The organism is Arsenicibacter sp. R0_47, from assembly GCF_057652235.1.
This window is the reverse complement of sequence record NZ_JBYFCJ010000005.1, coordinates 230,649-254,470: the sequence shown is the minus strand read 5'-3', so window position 1 is coordinate 254,470 and position 23,822 is coordinate 230,649. Positions and strand designations below refer to the sequence as shown.

The window sequence follows — 23,822 nt, the reverse complement described above, 5'->3', positions numbered from 1 at the left end:
GTTCCGTATAGTTACCGGATCATAAAACTACGCAGAAAGTCATCGCGGAACTGACGGCTTACCGGGTAGGTTTGCTCCAGAATGGAGACATCGGTTTCCGTAAAATGATCGACTTTAGCCACATTCACCGCGTATGAACGGTGTATCCGCACCAGTTTCGGCCAGTTCACCTTTTCCAGAAACATCCCCAGAGACAATCGCATGAGATAACGTGTCGTCTCCAGCTTTATCATTACATAGTTCCCTTCGGCAATGATACAGAGAATATCAGCAAGCGCAACTTTTACAAACCGGCCGTCTTTTTTAATAAAGATAGACTCGTCAATCAGCAGAATACTATCCCGGCTAAGCGTAATTCCGTCTGCATCACCAGCCTCATTTTCAGTCGGGTGCGATGCATTGTCTCCATGAAACCGGTGTAAGGCCAGCTCAATGGAGGCGCGGAGGGTGGATAGCTGATAGGGTTTCACCAGAAAAGCCGCCGGTCGTGTTTCTTTTGCGTTGTTGAATGTCGCAGCATCGGTAAAAGCGGTGAGATAGATCACCGGAAACGGGCGGATGGCACTCAGCTTCCGGATTACGGTGATGCCGTCGTATGGCCCCTGAATCTGCACATCGCAGAGGACCAGGTCCGGCCGGTGGGCCTGAAACAAGGTAAGGGCAGTATCGTATTCTTCGGCAACGCCCACCACCGTATAGCCTTCGGCAGCAAGTGTGTCGGCGAGATCCATGCCCAGAATAAATTCATCTTCAATCAGTAAAATCTTAATAGCAGAGGCTGTCATTCAAGTACAAGTAAGTCCTGATGGATGGGTAAGGTAAACCGGAACGTTGTTCCGGACTGGTTATCAATGGCATATTCGCCTTTCAACTGTCGGGTCAGCCCATCTACCAAGCGGTGGCCGAAGGAGTTGATTTTGGTTTGCCAGATGCTGAGGTCAATGCCCGGACCGTTGTCGGTAATGGCCAGCCGGATATCCTCCTGCCCCGCCTGCAGCGTAATGCTCAGCATTGGTTGCGTAGCGCGCGAAAGTCCGTATTTAAAGGCATTGGTCAGCACCTCGTTTAGCAGCAGACTCAGTGGTACAGCCTTTTCGACGGGCAGAATGACCGGCTCCAGCCTGAGCTGCACCCGCAGCGTTGCCGGCGTATAGCCATAAGCGTCTGACAGTACCTGCACCAGATTGGTGATAAAAACCGGTACGTCAATGGTCGTCAGTTCCTCCGACTGATACAGTTGCTGGTGAATCAGAGCCATGGCATCTACCCGCTGCCGGCTTTCGGCAAATGCCTGTTTCGTTCTGTCGGGGTCGATGTTGTTGCTCTGTAGTTTGAGGAGGCTCGACACCACTGCCAGGTTATTCCGGACGCGGTGATTCAGCTCGCGAAGGGCCAGTTTAAGGCGTTCCGACTGCACATCGGCGCGGTCCCGTTCCAGCCTTAACTCCTTCGTCCGCTCGGCAACGATCCCTTCGAGTTTCTGGTTTTGTTCCAGAATCATCATTTCGGCATCGTCTTTAAAGAGCCTCACTTTATAACCGACGGTAAAGGCATAACCGGCCAGCGACAGCATGACAAAAATGTTCAGCATGAACTGAATATCTACCGCCACATACCCCTCTACAGGCAAAAGGGCAATAGGCAGGAAAACCACCGGCCATATCTGTGAAACCAGCAGGTATTTTGCGGGTTTATACCCTTTCCGGGCCACATAGAAGTCAGAATAAAGCACAAAAAAGTAGCACGTTCCGCTGAATGCACTATTCAGGTCCAGAATTAATTTGGTATCAAACAGGGCTATAATACTGATTAAAAGATACCCGAATCCATGCACGTAATAGCCATAGTGTATTAACCGGTTTCCATACCGGTTGATCTGCAAAAAATGACGTTGAAACAGACAGGATGTAATCCCTACTACACCTAACAATATTGTAAACAATGTACTGCCGGAAAGCCAGGCGGGTAAATTAAAATAACCTGTTATCAGTCCTGCACCAACTATGTGTTGGGCTAACTGCATAGCAATATGCAGAAACAACAATAAATAGGCTGTTTCTTTACTCAACCACCAGGCCGACAGAATGAACAGGCAAATGCCCAGCAAGTATCCGATAAAAATACTCTCCGATATATCCTGCAACTGAGTGGCCCGCAACAGTCCCGTCTCCGTGTAAATTCGTAACGGACTTTGCTTTATCCAGACTCGTTCGATTCGCAGTAAGTATACTTTTTGCTGATGAGGCGCCAGTGCCAGTGGCATTAAAGCCGTAGTATGCGGGACATAGAGATCGTTTGGGTATACATCCATCCCCCCCATGCTGAGCAGCTTAGCTTTTTTCCCGTCCCACTCGTACAGCTCAGCTTTCGAATAGCCCCCGTGCGTCAGCATCCCATAAAGATGCTCATGTGATTCATTGCGTACCGAAAAACGTAGCCAATAGACAATGTCAGCACTGTTGCCAATCGTTAACGCCTTTGTATATAAGGGCTTAAACCCCGACCCGTGCCGGGCAACTTCGTTAATGCCCGCCGATGATTGCAGCACCTCAGCAAACCCATCCAGCGTTCCGGTATCGTGCTGACCGGTGATGATAATCGGGCGGGTCTGTGCAGTGGCCAGCCAGGGCAGCAGTAAGAGGAGGCCAAGGATAAGCGGTTTCAGCCGCAGAAAGGCACGGGCATCTGATGCATTTTTCAGAAGTCGGGGAAATGCGGATTGCATAGATTTACGGCGGCTTACTCATTTTTACGGCCACTTCCCGACTTCCATTTCCCTACAAACCTTGTGGCGTTGCTAAGGTAATTGTAAAATATACACTTAATCATGCATAGCGGTACTTATTTGTAAAAATTTAATTTTTCTCCACATACCAGTTCGCGCTACTAACATACCACAGGCCGTTGGTAGAATACAATCCCGGGCAGTGTCTTTCCCTATCCGCTACTTTTCAGGGACTAATTGCATAAGAAAGCCTCTTACAACTAATACATCTGTATAATCCCTGTTCAGAAATGATGTTATCACGTCTACGAAAAAACGCGTACCCCAACTTATCCCGTATCTTAATAAGCCAGTTGCTGCTGCTTTTGCTGGTAACCGGAAGCGCCCTGGCCCAACCCATCCGCTATGTGACACCCACCGGCACAGGCAATGGCTCCTCCTGGGCCAACGCCAGCGGCAACCTCCAGGCCATGATTGATGCCAGTAACAACGGCGATCAGGTGTGGGTGGCAACCGGTACCTACAAGCCAACCACGGGGACTGACCGTACCATTAGCTTTTCGATGAAAGAAGGCGTAGCCATCTACGGCGGCTTTGCCGGTAACGAAAGCACGTTATCCGCCCGACCCACCATCAATCCAGTTACCGGACAGCCCTCCAATACAACCTTATCCGGCGACATTGGCACCCAAAACAATGCCAGTGATAACAGCTACCACGTGATTAAAAACAGTGCGGGTCTGACAGCCGCTGCTATACTGGATGGCTTTGTGATTACCAGGGGTAATGCGGATAGAGATACTTATTCTGGTGCAGGTATATACAACGACGGTAGTAATGGCAGAGTATGTAGTCCGCTTATTCGAAACTGTTCTCTTGTAAACAACTCAGCAACAGCTAGTGGAGCTGGAGGAGGGCTATACAATAATGGCGAAAATGGTAACTGCAATCCTCAATTGCTCAACTGTCTCCTGCAAGGAAATTCGGCCACCTTGGGGGGCGCTATCCTGCACAACGGAGCATCAGCGACGAGTACCTTTAAATTAACAAACTGTCTTCTGCAAGGAAATTCGGCCGCCGTGGGGGGGGCTATAGTCTTAAATGGACCATCAGGTCATAATTCTATTCAATTGACTAACTGTACATTTCAGGACAACTCAGCATCAGCTGCCGGTGGTGCCATTTTCAACAATAACTCAACCGACGAAGTGTTTTTGACAAACTGTTCGTTTATACATAACACCACTAATACGGGAGGAGCAATATATGCCAAGGGGACTAATTGCAAACTAATCAATTGCACATTCCTGAAAAATTCGGCTTATTACGGTGGGGCTATCTATCAGGAAATATACGGCAACGAATTAGTCAACTGTATATTTTTTGATAATGGTGGAGCCAAAACACTTGGTAGTTACATTTCAGCCAGTTACTGCCTCTTCGACGAGAGCGTAACAGGCTACGGCAGCGGCCCCGGAAACCTTACTACCTCCACCTCGCCGTTTATATCGGAAAATAGTGTAGCCCTGAAAGCCTGCTCACCCGCCATTAACGCAGGCGATCCTGCTACCACCTCCGCCGTGGCGGGAAGCACCGATCTGGCCGGTAATCCGCGTTTTTATAGCAATGGGCGGATTGATATGGGGGCCGTTGAGTTTCAGAATAACGCCGGCGAGATTGCCACACAACCTGTTGGCGGCTCGGCGGTATGCGCGGGGAGCAATAGTACAGCCACGATCAGTGTTTCCGGCGTGGGGCCATTCACCTATCAATGGTTTCGGGATAACCAGCCTACGCCCGTTGCCAGTCAAACGGCCATTACCCTGTCGCTGTCTAATGTAACAACCACAGACGCCGGCAGCTATTCGGTCGGGATAACCGGCGGTTGCAGCAGCATTACGGCGTCGGTATACAGTCTGACCGTACTCGAACCACCCACCGGATTTGCCATAAACTCCGTAACCGTTTGCCGGGGAGAATCCGCTACTTTACTCGCCAGCGGTTGTCCGGCTGGAGGCACAGTCCGCTGGGAAGATGGCAGTATATCAGACCGCTTCATAAAAGCAACGACAGGAAGCGTTTCGGCATCCTGTATCGTAGGAAACTGTGCGGCAGTGACGGCCAATGCGACCGTGACCGTCAGCACCAATGCGCCGGCTCCACCGGCGGCTATTGCCGGCCTGCAGGCCAGCACCGGCGGTTGCCCCTATTCGATCAGCGGGCAGGCAACCGGCAACGGGTTTGTCGTTTCGGGTCCTAACGGCTATGTGTTCAGCAACGTATACCGGGACGGTGGCGCTTCACAGGCGGTATGGGCAACCGGCATTAAAGAACCCGGCACCTACACCCTGACCGCAACGTATGCCAACAGCTGCGGCAGCAATTCCGTGTCCCGGACGGTAGTGATCAGCGGAAACCGGTGTCCTTAGCGTGGCTGTGGTAGCGACAAGGCAATGCCTTGTCGCTACCTCTTTTTACGCCTTTTAACTCCCAAAAAAACGTTTTGTCCACCCTTCGAGGCCATTTTGTCCACCCCTGTCATGTATTAGCTGACTAACCGGACCGCTAACTTGGTCCTGTTTTCTATTCATGTACATGACAGATATGTTTACCCTTTCTTTACGTTTCCGGCGTCTGTTTATAGTCCGGCTTTTTTACCTGCTAATAACGTTGTTTCTCACGTCCGAGGTGGCTACCGCCAGAATCATTTATGTGAAACAAGGCGCTAACGGCGACGGCAGCACCTGGGCTAATGCACTTCCTCACCTCCAGACGGCCCTGGCGATGGCCGTTCCCGGTGACCAGATCTGGGTAGCTGCCGGTACCTATTATCCTGACGAAGGCACCGGCCAGACTGACAACGACCCGAATGCGGCTTTCACTATGCGCGAAGGCGTCTCACTCTACGGCGGCTTCGACGGTACCGAAAGCTCGCTGGCCGCGCGAAAACCGGTCAATCCCCGTATTGGCCAACCATCCGGCACGACGCTTAGCGGCGACATTGGTACGCTCAACAATGACGCCGATAATGCCTACCGGATTTTCAACAACAATCAGCCGCTTACCGCCGGTACCATGCTGGACGGATTCGTCATTACGCTGGCACGGGGTAATAATGGCGCGAAATCAGGCGGGGGCATGTATAACCTCAACAGCAGCCCGACGATACGCAACTGCACCTTTACCGACAACAAAGCTTCCTATTACGGCGGCGGTATGCTGAATGAAAACAGTCACCCTACAATGATTAATTGCCTGTTCAGCAGCAACCGCGTTGATTCATCCCTTGAGTATGGCGGCGCCATCGCCAATAAGGGCAGTAATCCGGTGATCACGGCCTGTACATTCAGTAATAACTATGGTACCTACGGGGGCGCAGTCAGTAATCAGGGCAGCAACCCGCGCATTGTTAATTGTGACTTCTCCGGTAACCGGTCGAGCACAGGCGGTGCTTTTTATAACCTGAACAGTTCAAACCCAACCGTCATTAACTGTACATTCACGGGTAATTGCTGTGCCGGAGGTTCAGTCATTAACAGTTCCTCAAGCATCGCCTCGTTCATAAACTGTTCGTTTGCCGGTCACAGCGATATTGCCTTTGTGGAGGGTGTCAGCAGTTTAACCTTTACGAATTCGGTTTTCTGGGATAACGGAACAGCGTTATTCAGCAATTACGCCGGTCCCCAGTCAGTTGCCACGGTCACCAACAGCCTGATTACGGGTGCAGCAGAAAACTACGTCAGCGGTCCGGACAACGTCACAATTACGGCTAATCCCTTCAATCCGGATATCTACTTCGCCCTCTTACCCACGTCCGCAGGCATTGATGCCGGTAACCCTGATGCGTATACGGCTGTGAATGGTCCGTTAACCGATATCCGCGAAAATGCCCGCACATCCGGCGCCGGTTGCCGGCTTGATATGGGTGCAGTTGAATACCAGACCGGGCCGGTCATTACCAGCCAGCCACTTACTGGTACTGTGCTTTGTGCCGGTACCAATCTCGCCGTTCCCGTCAGTGCCTCGGGGAACATCGCCGGTTATCAATGGTACCGGAAAAACCCGTCCGGTGACTGGACCAGTCTCGGCGCGGCGCAACGTACCGCTACCCTTTCGCTGACAAATGTCCAATCGGCCGACACCGGCGATTATCAGGTTGTCGTCAGCGGCTGTCCGGCCGTTACCAGCACGACATTCAGCCTGACGGTCAATACCATCAGCAGTTTTTCTGTCAGCACTGCCACCGTCTGTACCGGACAAATGGCTGCGATACAGGCCTTCGGTTGTCCAGGCGGCAGTATCCGGTGGCCCGACAACAGCACCGGCCTGACCTATCAGACAAGTGCAGGCAGTTCGACACCCGTAACCGCCACCTGTACTGTTGGCTCCTGCCAGACTGTGGCAACCGGCCAGCTGAATGTGGTTGCCGCTGCTCCCCCAACAGCCGCTATCTTCAGCCTGACTGCTGATGAATCGGCCTGCCCCGTCCGGTTAACCGGTCAGGCCACCGGATCATCGTTTACCTTTGCCGGCCCTAATGGCTACGTATTCAGTCAGGTGTACCGGCAGGGTGGTACCTACCCGGTCTCCGGAATTAATCTCCTGCAAACAGGCAGTTATACCCTTACGTCAGTCTATCGCAATCAGTGCGGGGTTAGCCAGCCTGTCACACAGACAGTAACGGTAACCCGTAGTTGCCCGTAGCATACTGCATACCGCAGAGAAAGGCGTACCCTGTCTCTGCGGTATGCGGCTGACGGATCACCGCGTAAAATATACTTTCTTAATCTTTCCGTTTTCGATTTTGTAGATCGCCGCAGCATCAACCGGCGGCCGCCCCTCCCGGAACGTAATCCGCTCATGGTCAATAACCGTATTGCCCATTACCATCCGGTTGACCAGTTCACAGTGGAGCAACGGGGCTTTGCTGAACATCTCACCATACTGCTTCCGCATATGCTCCTTGCCTTTGCCGATCAGCTTTTCCGGCAGATCATAAAGCTCTACGTCGTCTGCATACGGCTCCAGAAACGCCTCGACATCCAGCGCGTTATAGGCATTGAGCTGTTTCTGCACCAGCATTTCGGGGCTGTCCGGGATTAACTGCGCCGGGGCGGCCACAAAGCCACGGTTAATCACTGTCTCAATCTGCGTCAGGGCATCAATGTCGGCCAGCGGGTTCCGGGGCAGCACAAGTACATTCGCCCATTTGCCTTCCGCCAGTGATCCGATCTGTTTTTCTTTACCCAGCACCCGGGCGCCGTTGATGGTCGATGCCTTCAGCAGCCCGGCATTCGATAGTCCGGCCAGCTGCATTTTGTGCAGCTCATCGACAAACGACGTGCCGTGAAACGTTCCGGGATTACCGGCATCCGTACCCGTCACCACATTGATACCCGCTTTCCAGACCAGACTCAGGTTAGCAATCCGGATAGAATCGGCGTGTGCTTTCCGGTTCAGATAGGCAGCACTGACAAACCCCTCAGCATAGCGTTTTTTCAGTTCGGGTTCAGGCAGGTGTTTCAGGTCAAACAACGTACCGGTCACAAACGGATTGGCCGTTGTCAGTTCGTAAAAGGTTGGTTTCCGCTTATCGGCATAAAACCGCGGAGAACCGTCGAACACCACCAGCGTCGGGCAGTAACTGACCTGCCGCTGCTTCATGAGCGTAATCAGTTCTTCATCAATCAGGCCGTCTTCCGGGCCATGCACCAGATAGTCGGCCCCATATTTGACGCCCAGCTTGGCCGCCAGCAGCTCCTGCGTATGTATGGCTACTTTCAGACCGTTTTTGTGCGATTCGTCGATAGCGGCCCGAACCACGTCCTGCACCTGCTCCCCCGCCCCGACGCCCCGGATGATAAACCAGATTTTGATCAGATCAGGTTTTGCCGGCAACTGGCGGCGTACCATCTCACGGGCTTCGTCGGGTGTGTTGGCTTTCAGAATCGGGGAATCGTCAATGGCAAAGGCCTTAGGCTGGTACGTCGAAATCAGCGGCCCTGTCAGCATAATGTACGGACTGTTGGCCTGCCTGTTATACCGGTCGCGGTACGGGTATTGGTACATTGGTCCGCCAACGTCAATGACGCTGGTAATGCCACAGGCCAGGTAGCGGCGCAGCAAGTCCCCCATATTATCGCGCAGCCAGGCCCGTTCGGTTTCATAAGGCCGGTATTTGGTCAGGTTCACGCCGTCGGGACGTGTGTAAATGCTGCCCGACTGGAAGAGGTGAATGTGGCTGTCGATCAGCCCGGGCATGAGCCATTTCCCCTGCGCGTCAATCACGGTAGCGCCCTGCGGTACGGGCAGTTTTTTCCCGATTTTCCGGATCACACCGTTTTCGATCAGCAGACTGGTGCCTTCGCGGATCTGTCCGGTTTCGACATCAATCAGGTTGCCGTTGGCCAGCAGAATTGTTTTGGGTGAAAATGCCGAATCCGGCAACGTCACCGGCTGAGCGAGACTAACCGTCGCCGTAACTAACAAGGCAATGCCTGCATACATCCGTAATGATCTGAGCGGATAAACCATGTATTCGGTGGTTTGGGATTATATTCCTCAAATGTAAGCAACAATCCTCCCGAAACAATCCGGTCCGGTTTACCCGAACAACCCCGTTTTCAGCGCCTTGGCCACAGCCTCAGACTTTGAGTTGACGTGTAGTTTTTCGTAGATGTTGCAGATATGCGTCCGGACCGTTCCCATGCTGATGTCACAGTGATAGGCGATCAGCTTGTAACTGTCGCCTTCGACAAGGCGGCGCAACACGGCCTGCTCCTTGTCGGTCAGTTCCAGTCTGGCCGCTTTGGGTTGCTGAAAAGCCGCTAATACCTTGAGGGCAACCGTCGGGGTCATGGCCGCGCCCCCGTTCATTACGGTCCGGATGGCATCAATGATCTCGTCGGCCGGCGTCTTTTTCAGCAGATAGCCTACCGCACCGTTTGAAATGGCGGCAAAAATCCGGTCCGGATCTTCAAATACTGTCAGCATCAGTATCCTGGGCTGATAACTGGTTTGCCGGAGCAGTTTCACGGCCTCAATACCGGTGCGACCCGGCATGTCGATGTCCATCAGGATAACGTCCGGCATGTCTTCCCGTAGATTTTCGACTACCCGCATGGCATTGTCATACAACCCTTTAGACAGCATATCGTCGGTAGCGTCGATGAGCAACGCCAGCGTATCACGCAAGGAATGATTATCGTCGTAGATGGAAACCCGTATCATGTTGGCAGCAGTCAGCAGTGGAACTTTACTATTTTGTGAACAAAGGTAAACGAACCCGTTTTACCCGTCTATCGGATAATTATATGATCGGAACAGATAATTTCAGGGTTGTCCCCTGTTCCGGCTTCGACATTACTGAGAAATCACCGTCCATCGCCCGTGCCCGCTGCTGCATGCTCCGCTGGCCGTTGCGTAAACTTACCAGTTCAGGATCAAATCCACGGCCGTTGTCTTCGATGATCACCACCAGCTGGTCTTTCTGACGCTCGAACCGGACAGTGGCCCGGGTAGCGCCGGCATATTTTACCAGGTTATTTATGGCCTCCTTGCCAATCAGATACAGATTCCGGCGGACTTCCATCGTCACCGGCAACAGCTCAATATCCGGATCAGCCGTCAGCGTAAACAGAATATTCTTTGATTCCATCAGCGGCTGGGCATACTCCCGGAGGCGCTGGATAATCCGCTGCGTCGAGTCGTTGCCGGGATTGATTGTCCAGATAATTTCGTCGATCGACTCCAGAATATCGCGGGCATCGGCATAAATCTTCTGCACCATCCGCTGCGCCGTTTCGGGGCGGTTTTCGCTCAGCAACCGATCGGTATGCCCGCTGAGCAGCGAAATACTGCTGAGGGTACTGCCCACTTCATCGTGCAGGTCCTGCGCAATCTGCTGCCGCAGCCGCTGGGCTTCTTCCAGCCGGCGTAGCCGTGCCCGGTTCAGCAACCAGGCCGATACCGCTCCTGCCAGCAACAGCAGCAGCGCCGCACCCGCCAGAATTACTTTCCGCTGCCAGGCCGCCAGTTCTTTTTCGCGGGTAAGCGCCGACACCCGGGCTTTCTGGTCTTTCAGCTGTCCGGCAAACTGCGCGGCGGTCGCCTTACGGGTTACGTCTTCATTGACCAGGCTATCGCGGTAGGTATAAAACAATGTCTGGTAGCGGTATGCCTGGTCAAACTGGTTCCGGCCGGCATAGTAAGCGGCCAACGCCTCGCTAGCATCGCGGATCAGGTCTTTCTGGCGGGTGCGCATGGCGACCTCAAACCCCTGTCTGCCGTAAAAAAGGGCACTGTCGGGCCGGTTCAGGCGGCGATATACACTACTGAGTGTTGATGAGATTTCAGCGGTCCACCAGTCATTTTCATCCTGACGGGCTTTTATAAGGCCGCGCGTTCCGTGGGCAACGGCCGCGCGGTACTGACCCATCGCGGCATAAATCGCCGTCAGCCGCGAATCAAAAATGGTATTGGTTGTTTCCGGATAATCGCTCTTCCGGACCGTCACGGCTTCGGTAAACGCCCGTAGTGCCTGCGGGTATTGCCCGAGTGCCTCGTAGGCCGTCCCGAGCGATGACAACGCATAGTATTCCACATTCCGGCCCTCTGCCCCGCCCTGCTGCCGGCTGACGTTCAGCGCCTGATTCAGCACCGATACCGCCTGCTTATGGTCGTTCAGCACCGTATACAAATGCCCCATAGCCCGCAGCGGGAACAACTGACATGCCAGACAGCCGATGGCCTGTGCACGCCGGAGCGCCTGTAGATTCCATTCAAGCGCCGCCGGATAGTTGCCATCCACCATTTCGTAGTCCAGTGCCAGCAAGCGTTCACTATCAGCCATCAACCGCTGGTCGTTCAGGCTCGTTGCGAGTGCCAATGCTTTCCGGTCATAGTCAAACGCCTTTTTCTTATCGGTATTGCTCATCCGGAGCGCAGCAGCGAGTCCGGTAAGCTGTGTGATGGTCTGCTCTTTATTGCCGGCCGACTCCGATAACCGTACCGCTTCTTCCAGCCAGGCAAACCCCTGTTTTGCCTTATCAGCAGCGGCCGGATTATTCCGGTTCATGGAATACTGCAGCATCCCGCGCGTATACAAGGCCTTGGCTTCACCTTGTGTATAGGCCAGTTTACGGGACAAGGTCAGCGCTTCGGAAGCCAGCGAGTCGTACTGATGTATCGGTAATCCCCAGATATTAGTCAGGTCATTCAGCCGGTTAACCCGGAATGTATCCGCCTCTTTATGGCTGCGGAGTACCCGCCAAAGGCTGTCAATCGTCGCCTTCTGCGCCATACTGAGGTGGCTTAGCCCCGCTAACAAACAAAACAGTACTGTTTTCTTCATACTAGTTAAGTAAATCGATTAAAGAGAAGTTGCCAGGCCGACCACCAGTTGCAGGGAGGTCCCCTGTCCGGCGCGGGAAGCCACCGTCAGCTGTCCGGCCATCGCCTCAGCCCGTCGTTTCATACCTTGTTGTCCGTTCCGTATGCTCACTGCTTCGGTATCAAAGCCTTTCCCGTTGTCGTCGATCCGGACAACAAGCCGGTCATGCTGCTTGTCAAACCGGACAGTCGCTTCCGTGGCATCGGCATACTTCACTAAGTTATTAATTGCCTCCTTACTAATCAAATATAGGTTCCGGCGTACGTCCATCGGCACCGGCAGCAACTCCAGCGACGGATCAGCATCGAACGTAAACGCAATCCCTTTCGATTCCATGAGCGGCCGGGCATACTCCCGCAGGCGCTGGATGATCCGTTCCAGCGAGTCGTTACCGGGATTGATGGTCCAGATGATTTCGTCGATCGACTCCAGAATCTGCCGGGCATCGGTATAGATTTTCTGCACCATGTGCCGGGCCGTTTCGGGGCGGTTTTCGCTCAGCAACCGGTCGGTATGGCCGCTGAGCAGCGAAATACTACTGAGGGTACTGCCTACCTCGTCGTGCAGGTCCTGCGCAATCTGCTGCCGGAGCGCATGGGCCTCTTCCAGCCGGCGTAGCCGTGAGCGGTTCAGCAACCAGGCCGATACCGCCCCCGCCAGCAACAGCAGCAATATGGCTCCGGTCAATATAGCTGTGATGCGTAGTTTAGTCTGAGCCGATTCGGCGCGTAACAGGTTCAGCTGGTTTTCCTTTTTGGCCGTTTCATACTTCGTCGTCAGCTCTTGTGTGTGGCGGGCGGCCTGCACGTTGAAAAGGGAATCATTCAGGAGCGCCGTCTGGTGTTCATACCGGTAGGCGAGCTCATACCGGCCACTCTGTTGATAAAAACCGGCGAGGGTCTGCATCCGCTTCCGGGTTTCGTCAGCGTCGCCGATCTGGCGGGCAATATGCAGCGCCTTCAACAGATTAGTCTCGGCAAGAGCGTATTGCCTGAGCGCCTGATACGCCTGACCGGTAATCCAGTAAACAGCCCCTAACTGATCTTTCAGCGAATCGCTGCGGCAGATTTTTTCCGATCGTTTCAGAAACGAAAGGGCCTGCTGGTAATGGCCGAGTGCCAGCTGTACACGGCCAATATTGGTCAGCACGTCCGACAAAGGGCCGCGAGCGCCATTTCGTTCGGCCACAGAAAGGGCATTCTGATAGTGGATGAGCGCCTTCGGAAAATCAGGCGTTGCTGATTCGCTCAGGGCATCTCCCATGTGATTTTCGGCTAATACCCGCATGCGCGGTTCCGGCTCCAGGCGCGAAGCATCCAGTGCCTTCTGATAGTACGTCAGGGCCTGCGCCGGCTTATTCATCACCTTGAGCACATTGCCGACGCCGAGGTAGGCGGGCGTAATCCGGTAGGTAACATGCTGTTCTTCGGCAAGCCGTATGGCAGACAGGTAGTAACGGAGTGACTGTTTATAGTTATGACACGCAAAATAAAGTACGCCCGTCAGGCTAAGAACCATTGGCCGGTGCCGAACCGGAATCCGGTCAGGGTACGCTTGTTCGAGTTCAAGGGCCTTCTGCACATAAGCGAGTGCTTTAGCCGGCTGATCCTGATAATATAAGCTGAGGCCACGGTTATAATACATATGGTGCCGGCCGGCCGGATAATCAAGCTGCTCCGATAAACGCTCCGTTTCCCGGAAAACTGAATCCGCCCGCTTAAAGCCGGAAACCTGGAGCAGTTGCCATCCATACCGGTTCTGGGTATCTACATAGGCTGTATCACGGGCACTCCCCCTCAGTTGGGCGGCCAGTGAATCAAGCCGTTTGGCAGACTGACCCATTACACCGGAAAGGCCCATAAAAAAGGCTGGTATCAACCAACCCGGACATCCGAAGAATCTAGCGCGCATAAGCTGATACAGGTCTTACTCCTAATGTACGATACATACGATAAATCAGCAACAGGCTATTTATAAAGCGTACGGTTCTTTATTTTACCGGCATTATGAACAAATTTGTTACCGGAAACACCGGACCGGAACCTACCTCGCCCGCACCGGCGACCGGGACTTCATATCTATTCTTACCTATCCTGCCCTGAATATCTGAACTTCCCGTACCTTTGTGGGTTTAAACAAGGATATGACACAAACCGCACGTGATATAAGCTATGCCCTGCGCCAGGGCCAGTTAGTAGCCATCGCCGACGAAACCGGGTGGTCCATTGCGGCCGACCCGATCAATGATAAAGCTGTTGAGCAACTGATGGCTATTCAGCAGGAAACCGGCACCGACCTGTCGCTGGTGATCCAGCATGCCGATCAGCTGGTAATGTACGTCGCCAAACTCCCTGACATTGCCTGGGAACTGGTGGACTTTTCGGAAAAACCGCTGATCGTCATTTTTGAGAAAGGCAAAAACATTTCGCAGCAGGCGGATCCGGAAGCACCGATTGCCATCCGGAAGGCACTGAATCCGGAAATACAGCGCCTCATCGGCGGGTTTGGCCGTGGTTTACTGACGCTTTCCTTTGGCAAAACACAGCTTCCGAAAGTAGCCGAAACAGCCGTCAGCGGTCATTTCGGTGTACTGCCGAACAAAGTTCACCTGCCCCGCATCCTGAAACTGGGCGCAACGGGCGAAATTGAGTTTATCAGAAAATAGTGGTCCATCCGGAGCCGCAGACCGGTTCCGGGCAGCTGTCCCGCAGGCAGTCTGTCAGCGACCAACAGTACGTATGAATTTTTCAGAAACCTTACAGACAAATCCTATCTTCGGTCTCGTTGCCCGGCAAGCCCATCAACTGAATGTGCGGGCCTACGTGATCGGCGGATTCGTACGGGATTTGCTGCTGAAGCGCCCTTCTAAGGATATAGATATTGTCTGTCTTGGCAGCGGCATCGACCTTGCCGAAGCCGTCGGACGGGAAGCGGGCGTTCCCGTTTCGGTCTTTAAAAACTTTGGTACAGCCATGCTCAAAACCAGCCTGACCGATGAACATGACATCTGGGAGGTTGAGTTTGTCGGTGCCCGTAAAGAATCCTACCGCGCCGAATCGCGGAAACCGATTGTGGAAGACGGTTCGCTGGAAGATGATCAGAACCGCCGCGACTTCACCATCAACGCCATGGGCATCAGCCTGAATCAGGCCGATTTCGGCGAGCTGGTCGACCCCTTCGACGGGCTGGCTGATCTCCGCCGGAAGCTGATTAAAACCCCGCTGGACCCCGATATTACGTTTTCCGACGATCCGCTGCGGATGATGCGCGCTATCCGGTTTGCTTCCCAGCTGAACTTCGACATTGATCCCGACACGTTCGATGCCATTATCCGGATGAACGAGCGGATTGATATTGTGTCGAAGGAACGGATTACCGATGAGCTGAACAAGATTATTCTGTCGCCAAAACCGTCATACGGCTTCCGGTTGCTGGATGCAGCCGGCCTGCTGCAGCGTTTCTTCCCTGATTTTGTTGCCCTCAAAGGGGCCGAATTTATGGAAGGCAAAGGCCACAAGGATAATTTCTTCCATACCCTGCAGGTGCTCGACAACGTTGCCGCCCGCTCCAACGACCTGTGGCTGCGCTGGGCGGCGGTGCTGCACGACATTGCCAAACCCGCCACCAAACGCTTCGATCAGCGGGTGGGCTGGACGTTCCACGGACATGAAGACCTCGGCGCGCGGATGACACCGGCCATTTTCCGGAACCTGAAACTGCCGCTGAACGAAAAAATGCGGTTTGTGCAGAAACTCGTCAAGCTCCACCTCCGCCCGATTGCGCTGGTAAAAGAGCAGATTACCGATTCGGCGCTGCGCCGGTTGCTGTTCGATGCGGGTGAAGATCTGGAAGCCCTTATGATCCTCTGCCGCGCCGACATTACGTCAAAAAATCACGAAAAGGTGCAGAAACACCTCCGGAATTTTGAGCGCGTTGAGAAAAAGCTCCACGATCTGGAAGAGCGGGATAAACTCCGGAATTTCCAGCCGGTCATTACCGGTGAACTAATCATGGAGACGTTCGGCCTGCAACCGTCCCGCGAAGTCGGCGAGATCAAAGTCATTATCCGGGAAGCTATCCTGGACGGGAAAGTGGCCAATACGATGGAAGATGCCTTCCCGTTTATGCTTGAGATCGGGCGGCAGCACGGGTTTTCTCCGGTGAAGTAACAACACTCATAACTAGTAAAAGGGCCCCTGACGTTAATCCGGGGCCCTTTTACTAGTTATACGTCCATCCGGATCAGGCAAACGTATCTGCCATCAGGCTAGAGAACCATTTCAGCATCTCCTCATAATTATCTTTATTAGCCCCCGCCGATTCGGTCACGCCGCTGCCGGTTGCGACCATCGTTCCGCTCGCCGGATCGTATTTAAACCCAACCGACAGCCACGATGCTGTGGTGCTGGTAATGGGCGTGTAGCACGCCGAATTTGTCCGTGGTGCCGGATTAAGAGCCTGCCCTTTAAACAGCCGGATAATCGCATCTGCACAAACCTTGGCTTCGGCATTAGCGATATGCCCGGCTTTAGGTTGTGTGGTGGCTGAGGCATCACCGATAATATGGATACCCGGAACAGCCGTTGACTCATACGACAGGACATTGACGCCCGCCCAGCGGCCTCCCGAGTTAGCCAGCCCGATGCCGGACGCGGTGATCAGATTACCAGCCTTATGGGTCGGAATGGCATTAATCACTTTGCCGGTAAACGTACCGGCGGCTGTCTTCACCGTACCCGTATTGGCATCAATACTTTGCAGCGTCGCACCCGGCACATAGGTGATGATGTTTTTGTGTGTATTTGTAAAGGCATTGGTAAAGTTTTCCGGCTCTGCCTGAATGCCCGGATTGCCGTCGAGGATAATCACTTTGCCGCCCCCTTTTGTCCGTTTCAGGTAGTCGGCCACTACGCAGGCGCGCTCATACGGCCCCGGCGGGCAGCGGTATGGTTTCGGCGGAATAGTCAGGATAAACGTATCCTTGCTGGTCATTGACTTAATCTGCGCCTGCAGGTTTGTTGTCTGGCTCCCCGCTTTCCAGGCATGTACCACCTTGTCGATGGCCGTGGCCGTGCCCGAGATGGGCAGCGGATCAAAATCAATGCCCGGAGCCAGCACCAGCCGGTCATAACTCAGTGACTGCCCATTGTTCAGACTTACTGATTTGTTTACCGGATCAATTCCCGTCACCGAATTGGTTTTTACCTGCACTCCATACTTACTGATCAGCGTATTGTAGTTAAATGACAGCTGGCTCAGCGTACGTTCACCGGTTAGTACCATGTTGCTGAAAATATTCGAGTAGTAGGTGGCATTAGGTTCCACCAGCGTTACCTGAACGCCGGTCCCGCCCCACATCCGCAAGTATTTTGCTACGGTTGCTCCGGCCATACCGCCGCCGACAACCACTACCCGTCCGTTAGCCTGTCCGGCCGTAACATTCTGCCCGAATGCGTCTTCCAGTAACGCTGCCTGAAAAGCTGTAGCCCCGATCGAAGCCAGTCCGATATTGCCTAAAAAATCTCTGCGTTTCATACCTGTAGCTGTCTGTTATTGTTTAGAAAAGAAGTCGGCGATCAGTTTAATTTCCTCCGTTGTGTAGGCTTTGGCATGCACATTCATAATGTCTGCCCGCGGATTTTTAGCCTGCATCTCCAGCATTTCGTTCACAATTTCACTGGCGGGTTTACCAGCCAGATGCTCCATTCCGGTTCCGTTTGTACCGTGACACTGGAAGCAGTTTGCAGCCAGCAGTTTACCGGGATGGTCATCGGTGGCTGCCAGCCTGGCACCACCTGTCAGGCTGGCGGGCGTCTGGTTTGCTTCCGGAACAACATCCCTACAGCTTAAGGTAAGCAAAGAGAGACACAACAAAGTGCCCACACCTTTTACAGCAGCATTTAGTTTCATCAGGAAAGTAGATTTGAAAGGTTTACGGGGCTAAATACGGTGCGGGGCTGTTCTTTATTTGTGATATTTATCACATAACCAATTATTTATTAAACTTTATACACAAAATCAATTCTAAAATATACTTATTGGTAACATTATTCATAATATGGATTGACATGGCCTGCTGAACTGCCGCTTTAATTTCCCTCATGCTGTGCAGCCTCATGTCCCGAAGAATTTATAAACGCTTCCTGATTAGCCTGCCGGTTTTCGTGTGGCAGGTTTGATGCCGGTGTTTGCGGAAAGGGACCCGTTTACGGGATGAAACATACCGGGCATTTGGTTTACTGTAATCGTACGGCCAGCGATAAACGGCCGGAATGGCTCCTTCCCAGTTACCATGCGGCGGCACAATGGCCGTTGTCCACTCCAGCGTGTTGGCCCGCCATGGGTTCTGCGGCGCCGTCCGGCCACGGAACATGCTGTAGAAAAAGTTAAACAGGAAAACAAACTGGGCCGCAAATGTTACAAAAGCCGCCACACTGATAAACTGATTCATTTCAACAAATGAGCCCGTAAACTCATAGCTGGTGAAGGAATAATACCGGCGCGGGAAACCGGCAATCCCGAGATAGTGCATCGGAAAAAAGACCATGTAAATACCGGCAAACGAGACCCAGAAATGCAGATAGCCCAGTCTGGCATTCATCATCCGGCCAAACATTTTCGGGAACCAGTGGTATACACCCGCCAGCATACCGAAGAAGGCAGCTGACCCCATAATCAGGTGAAAGTGAGCCACCACAAAATACGTGTCATGCAGTTGAATATCCAGGGATGAGTTTCCCAGAATAACACCGGTTACCCCTCCCGTAAACAGGAACGAAACCAGGCCGATTGAAAACAGCATGGCCGGTGTAAACCGGATATTTCCCTTCCACAGTGTCGTAATGTAATTGAAGCCCTTTACGGCCGACGGGACGGCAATAATCAGCGTCAGAAACATAAAAATAGAGCCCAGAAACGGATTCAGACCGGAGACAAACATGTGGTGGGCCCACACAATGAACGCCAGAAAGGTAATCCCCAGCATCGACGCAATCATGGCCCGGTAGCCAAAAATCGGTTTACGGGCGTTTACTGCGACAATTTCCGAAGTGATCCCCAACGCCGGCAGGAAAATAATGTATACCTCGGGGTGTCCCAGAAACCAGAACAGATGCTGGTACAAAATCGGCGAGCCACCGGTATTGGGCAGCGCTTCTCCATTGATGAAGATCTTACTCAGAAAAAAGCTTGTCCCGAAACTCCGGTCGAAAAACAGCAGCGCAAAAGCCGCCAGCAGCACCGGAAAAGAGAAAAGGCCGAGCACCGCCGTCAGAAAAAAGGCCCAGATGGAGAGCGGAAGTTTAGAAAATGACATACCCCGCGTCCGCATGTTGATCACCGTTGCCATGTAGTTAATGCCGCCGAGCAGCGTTGAGACCACAAACAAGCCGAAGGCAATAAGGTACAATGTCATGCCCAGACCTGAACCACTGATGGCTGCCGGCAATGCACTCAGCGGCGGATAAATGGTCCAGCCACCCATGGCAGGGCCGGTTTCGATGAAAAACGATGACAACAATACAACACTGGCCGCAAAGAAAAACCAATACGACAGCATGTTCATGAAGCCGGATGCCATGTCGCGGGCACCAATCTGCAACGGGATGAGCAGGTTACTGAACGTACCGCTCAACCCCGCCGTCAGGACAAAAAACATCATGATCGCCCCATGCATGGTTACCAGACCAAGGTACATATCGGGGTCGAGTTTCCCGGATTCGTTGATCCAGCCGCCGAGGACGGGCCGCAGCCATTCGAGTTTCATGTCCGGAAATCCCAGCTGCAGGCGGATGATCATCGATGCAAAGCCACCGATAACCGCCCATGCCAAACCCGTCAGCAGGTACTGTTTCGCAATTACCTTATGATCGGTACTGAAAATGTATGTTGTCCAGAAAGACCGATGTTCATGCGCATCAGCCTCTTCGTGAACGGTTGCCACCGTTACGAATTGATTGGGTATCTGATCCATATCTGAGTTGAGGTTTTACAGAAAACAAAGTTCGTTTTCTGACCCTCGCCTGTCGAGACACAAACCCGCTGATCACGTGTACAAATCAACTATTTTCGGCCTTCCTGCTCCCTGAACCGTGTTGGCGACACCCCTTCTTGTTTTGAAAAAAAACGGGTAAAATACGATGTATCTTTAAAGCCCGTCCGGAAAGCTATTTCCTTGACCGACAAATCAGTATGTATCAGCATGCGTTTAGCTTCGACCATAATCCGGTCATAAATCAGCTGGCTGGCGGTTTTGCCCAGTAATGGCTGACATAATGCATTCAGGTAATTGGGTGTCAGCCCCATACGCTGCGCATACTGGCGTATTTCGCGCTCGGTCAGGAAATACTGATTTATTAACTCTTCGAACTGCCGCACTTTATTAACGTGCTGCCGGTCTTCGGCCGGAACGCTGGTTTCATACAGACGGGCAGCAGTTTCCAGAATCAGAAACAGGTAGGCCAGCATCATTTCAGATTGTGAAGACTGCGGTTGTTCAAATTCCCGGAAGGCCGCTTCGAACAGTATTTCAAGCTGATGGTGCTGCGGTCGTACATCCAGCTGGGGCTGTTGCTGATTTGTGTGGAAAAACGGGTATTCAAAAAGCCGTTTCGGATAACGGGCCGTAAAAAAAGAAGAGGCAAAGAAAAAGGTAAACCCGGTAACACCGGGTTCCAGTACCCAGCTATGCACCTGCCCTGGAGTCAGAAAATACAGCTGATGCTCCCCGACAAAATACGTTTTGAAGTCAATAGTATGCGTACCGCTTCCCGACTTCACAAACATAACCATATAAAAATCATGAGCATGCGTTTTGTCGATGTTGGCAAAATCACGCACCAGCGACTCCAGCCGGGTCAGATGAAAAGGTGATTTATGCCGTTGTGCTTCCGGATACGATTCAATACAATAAACCGGAATATGAGTGTGTTTTGAGCGCATAATTACCTACAGAAAATGTACAGATCAGGCTGGAGCCCATAAAAAAGCCGCTGACCAGTAATACCAGTCAGCGGGCTCCGCATCCCTAAATATCAGCCTTCTCACAAGACATATATCGCGTTACCGGCGATATACACCTCGGTATTAATACGGCCAGTTCATTAACCCCCCACTTAAATTATACACTTCAGTAAACCCAAGTTCCTCCATAAGCCGGCACGCCTGTCCGCTCCGGTTACCACTGCGACAGTAAACCAGATACGGCTTTTCTTTGTCCAGTTTGCCGAGCCGGTCAACAAAATCTTCATCCATTATATTAATTGCCAGATCGTTCGGAAGCGATTGGTGCAACGTTTCCTGCGGCGTTCTGACATCCAGCAACAGCACTTCCGGGCGCTCTGACATAAGCTGATTAAACTCACTGGCGGTCAAGTCTTTTAGCATCACTACTTGTCTTTTTACAGGTTGAGGTTAGACTTAAAGTGCTTTTTTGGCCAGATAAAAGTCGACCATTTCGAGATCACTATTCAGACGTTCTTCCAGCGCTTCCACCGTTTTGGGAGCCGGCAGGATTACTTTATCGCCCGGCTTCCAGTTAAGTGGCATTGAACATTTGTTGGCCGATGCCGTTTGCAGGGCCACAATTGTTCGTTTGATTTCGTCCATACTCCGGCCAACGTTCATCGGATAGTACATAATCAGACGGATTGTACCGGTCGGATCAACGATGAATACGGCCCGTACGGCTGCGGTCTCGCTTTCGCCCGGCTGTAGCATACCCCACAGTTTTGAAACCGACATATCGATGTCGGCAACAATTGGGAATTTAAAGAATACCCCTGTATTTTTCCGTACGTTTTCTACCCAGGCAATGTGGGAGTGAATACTGTCAATACTCAACCCCATAAGTTTTACATTATGTTCAGCAAAGAACGTATCCTGCTCAAGGGCAAAACCACTCATCTCGGTTGTGCAGACAGGTGTAAAATCGGCCGGGTGCGAAAAAAACAGTACCCAGCTTCCCTGATTATAGTCAGAAAATGTCAGTTCACCAGTAGTTGTGACGGCCTTAAAATCAGGTGCTTTATCGCCGATACGCGGCATTGAAAACTGCGTCTCCATGGTTAATTTATTCTGTTACAGTTTTTATGGAATTGTACTACCTGCTGACACAGTACATCAGGCATGGACGGTATTCTCTGCCGTTACCACCTGATTGCCGGTGGCTTTCCAGTCGTTCATGCTGCCCGAATAGTTCATGATATTGGTAAAGCCGTTTTTCAGCAGCAGTGAGTAGCCTATCGTTGCCCGGTCTCCGCCCTGACAATAGATAATAACCGGCTTATCCTTCGCGATTTTATCCAGATTATCGGGTAAGGTTCCGATAAATACGTGGTCGGCGCCTTCAATATGGCCGCTGCGGTATTCCGTTTCGTTGCGGATGTCCACGAGCTGTACATCATCCTGGTTCAAGTGAGCCTTTACGGCGTCCGCATCGACAATCGCTGCTTTTTGCAGGGGAATACCCGATTCGTTGATGTCGGTTATATAGCCATACACATTATCCAGACCGATACGCATCAGTTTACGGGTCAGGTCTTCGATCTGCGCCTCTTCAGCGATCAGCATAAACGGTTCGCTGTAGTCCATGAACCAGCCCATCCAGGTAGCAAAGGCATTGTTGCCCTGGATGTTAAGACTGCCGGGAATGAACCCTTCCGCAAATGCGGCTTTATTGCGGGTGTCAATCAGCGCTATGCCTTTATCCAAGGCATCCTTCAGCTCATCCGTACTAAGCTTTTTCTGAACCGGCACCGATACCATGAGCGGGCGATCTACCTTGTTGAGCTGCTTCATCATGGCAAAATATCTGGGTGGTTCCGGCTGATCGGCCAGCAGATAATCGACAAACCCTTCCTGATCATCGTCGTATTGCAGGGCCCAATTCCGGATTTTCTCATACCCTACCGTCGTAGCCGGTACCGCACCCAGGGCTTTGCCGCAGGCAGAACCGGCGCCGTGGCCCGGCCATACCTGAATGTATTCAGGCAGTTGCTTAAACGTTTTCAGTGAATCGTACATCTGCCGCGCTCCCACATCTTTTGTACCGGTCAGGCCCGCAGCTTTTTCGAGCAGGTCTGGCCGGCCAACATCGCCGACAAACACAAAATCACCGGTAAACAGCATCACCGGAGCCATGGTAGCCGGTTTGTCGGTCAGCAGAAAACTGATGCTTTCCGGTGTATGTCCGGGCGTATGAATCACTTCCAGTGTCAGGTTGCCGACCGTAATTTTGTCGCCGTGCCGCAATCCGGTGTGCGGAAACGCATACTGCCAGTCCGGACCACCTTCATCCGACAAATACAAAGTAGCGCCGGTCAGGGCAGCCAGTTCGCGGGAGCCTGCCAGGAAGTCGGCATGAATATGCGTTTCGGCAATATGAGTGATCCGGAGGCCATTTTGTTTTGCTACCTCCAGATAGGTATCCACATCGCGTTTGGCATCAATTACGATGGATTCACCGGTTTTCTGGCAACCGATCATATAGCTTGCCTGCGCCAGCGTTTTGTCATAGATATGTTGAAAAAACATGGTATCTGTCGTTTTAGGGTTGATCTTACGTTACAAAGTAAGTATCCTATAAACCGTCGATCCGTGATTTATGTCACGTAACCATGAGTTTGTGTACTTTTCTTCAACCCGGTTTAACAAAAAAACCCGTGGAAGCCGGTTTGATATACCAGCCCCACGGGTCAGTTATTCCGG

General features: G+C 52.4%; 16 protein-coding genes and 1 pseudogene. 4 read left to right on the top strand and 13 right to left on the bottom strand.

All coding sequences use genetic code 11. From position 1 onward, the window contains the following. Positions 1-11: 11 nt before the first annotated feature. Both AC23NW_RS12560 and AC23NW_RS12555 read right to left on the bottom strand, forming a co-directional pair. Positions 12-785 carry a LytR/AlgR family response regulator transcription factor gene (locus tag AC23NW_RS12560; protein WP_487449879.1) on the bottom strand — a complete coding sequence of 258 codons (774 nt, stop codon included), beginning with the start codon at positions 783-785 and terminating at the stop codon, positions 12-14. Next, positions 782-2,725 (bottom strand): histidine kinase dimerization/phosphoacceptor domain -containing protein, encoded by a 1,944-nt coding sequence (locus AC23NW_RS12555; protein ID WP_487449878.1) that lies wholly within the window; start codon positions 2,723-2,725, stop codon positions 782-784. The genes AC23NW_RS12560 and AC23NW_RS12555 overlap by 4 nt, the downstream gene beginning before the upstream one ends. Positions 2,726-3,078: 353 nt before the next feature. Here AC23NW_RS12555 and AC23NW_RS12550 point away from each other — a divergent pair, with 353 nt between their 5' ends. Both AC23NW_RS12550 and AC23NW_RS12545 read left to right on the top strand, forming a co-directional pair. After that, on the top strand, positions 3,079-5,154 hold the full coding sequence (locus AC23NW_RS12550) for a choice-of-anchor Q domain-containing protein (protein ID WP_487449876.1): 2,076 nt from the start codon (positions 3,079-3,081) through the stop codon (positions 5,152-5,154). 241 nt (positions 5,155-5,395) lie between these two features. Then, entirely contained in the window at positions 5,396-7,429 is a 2,034-nt protein-coding gene (locus AC23NW_RS12545) for a right-handed parallel beta-helix repeat-containing protein (protein ID WP_487449875.1), read from the top strand. A gap of 57 nt (positions 7,430-7,486) precedes the next feature. Here AC23NW_RS12545 and AC23NW_RS12540 read toward each other — a convergent pair whose 3' ends face one another. The 4 genes from AC23NW_RS12540 to AC23NW_RS12525 all read right to left on the bottom strand — a co-directional run bounded on the left by AC23NW_RS12540 (position 7,487) and on the right by AC23NW_RS12525 (position 14,027). Beyond that, complete coding sequence (locus AC23NW_RS12540; RefSeq protein ID WP_487449873.1) at positions 7,487-9,259, bottom strand: amidohydrolase family protein; 1,773 nt, start codon at positions 9,257-9,259, stop codon at positions 7,487-7,489. Between the two features lie 69 nt (positions 9,260-9,328). Next, positions 9,329-9,955, bottom strand: coding sequence for a response regulator transcription factor (locus AC23NW_RS12535; RefSeq protein WP_487449872.1), 627 nt, complete (start codon positions 9,953-9,955; stop codon positions 9,329-9,331). 79 nt (positions 9,956-10,034) lie between these two features. Further along, positions 10,035-12,077: a tetratricopeptide repeat-containing sensor histidine kinase gene (locus AC23NW_RS12530; protein WP_487449871.1), complete on the bottom strand. Its 2,043-nt coding sequence runs from the start codon at positions 12,075-12,077 to the stop codon at positions 10,035-10,037. Positions 12,078-12,095: 18 nt separating this feature from the next. After that, on the bottom strand, positions 12,096-14,027 hold the full coding sequence (locus AC23NW_RS12525; protein WP_487449870.1) for a tetratricopeptide repeat-containing sensor histidine kinase: 1,932 nt from the start codon (positions 14,025-14,027) through the stop codon (positions 12,096-12,098). 232 nt (positions 14,028-14,259) lie between these two features. Here AC23NW_RS12525 and AC23NW_RS12520 point away from each other — a divergent pair, with 232 nt between their 5' ends. Further along, on the top strand, positions 14,260-14,781 hold the full coding sequence (locus tag AC23NW_RS12520; RefSeq protein WP_487449869.1) for an L-threonylcarbamoyladenylate synthase: 522 nt from the start codon (positions 14,260-14,262) through the stop codon (positions 14,779-14,781). 73 nt (positions 14,782-14,854) lie between these two features. Beyond that, positions 14,855-16,285: a CCA tRNA nucleotidyltransferase gene (locus AC23NW_RS12515; protein ID WP_293845161.1), complete on the top strand. Its 1,431-nt coding sequence runs from the start codon at positions 14,855-14,857 to the stop codon at positions 16,283-16,285. 73 nt (positions 16,286-16,358) lie between these two features. Here AC23NW_RS12515 and AC23NW_RS12510 read toward each other — a convergent pair whose 3' ends face one another. From AC23NW_RS12510 to AC23NW_RS12480, 7 genes and pseudogenes are all read right to left on the bottom strand, one after another. Then, complete coding sequence (locus AC23NW_RS12510; RefSeq protein WP_487449868.1) at positions 16,359-17,651, bottom strand: FAD-dependent oxidoreductase; 1,293 nt, start codon at positions 17,649-17,651, stop codon at positions 16,359-16,361. Between the two features lie 15 nt (positions 17,652-17,666). Next, the gene (locus AC23NW_RS12505) at positions 17,667-18,026 is read right to left on the bottom strand and encodes a c-type cytochrome (RefSeq protein ID WP_293845045.1); all 360 of its coding nucleotides are present in this window, start codon (positions 18,024-18,026) and stop codon (positions 17,667-17,669) included. A gap of 179 nt (positions 18,027-18,205) precedes the next feature. After that, positions 18,206-20,088 (bottom strand): annotated as a pseudogene (locus AC23NW_RS12500) (cytochrome c oxidase subunit I). 89 nt (positions 20,089-20,177) lie between these two features. Beyond that, positions 20,178-21,056 (bottom strand): AraC family transcriptional regulator, encoded by an 879-nt coding sequence (locus AC23NW_RS12495; protein ID WP_487449867.1) that lies wholly within the window; start codon positions 21,054-21,056, stop codon positions 20,178-20,180. A gap of 144 nt (positions 21,057-21,200) precedes the next feature. Continuing rightward, positions 21,201-21,500, bottom strand: a complete 300-nt coding sequence (locus AC23NW_RS12490; RefSeq protein ID WP_487449866.1) for a rhodanese-like domain-containing protein — start codon at positions 21,498-21,500, stop codon at positions 21,201-21,203. A 33-nt stretch (positions 21,501-21,533) separates the two neighbouring features. After that, positions 21,534-22,178, bottom strand: coding sequence for a peroxiredoxin (locus AC23NW_RS12485; protein WP_487449864.1), 645 nt, complete (start codon positions 22,176-22,178; stop codon positions 21,534-21,536). A 57-nt stretch (positions 22,179-22,235) separates the two neighbouring features. Next, positions 22,236-23,648 (bottom strand): rhodanese-like domain-containing protein, encoded by a 1,413-nt coding sequence (locus AC23NW_RS12480; protein ID WP_487449862.1) that lies wholly within the window; start codon positions 23,646-23,648, stop codon positions 22,236-22,238. Positions 23,649-23,822 lie beyond the last annotated feature (174 nt).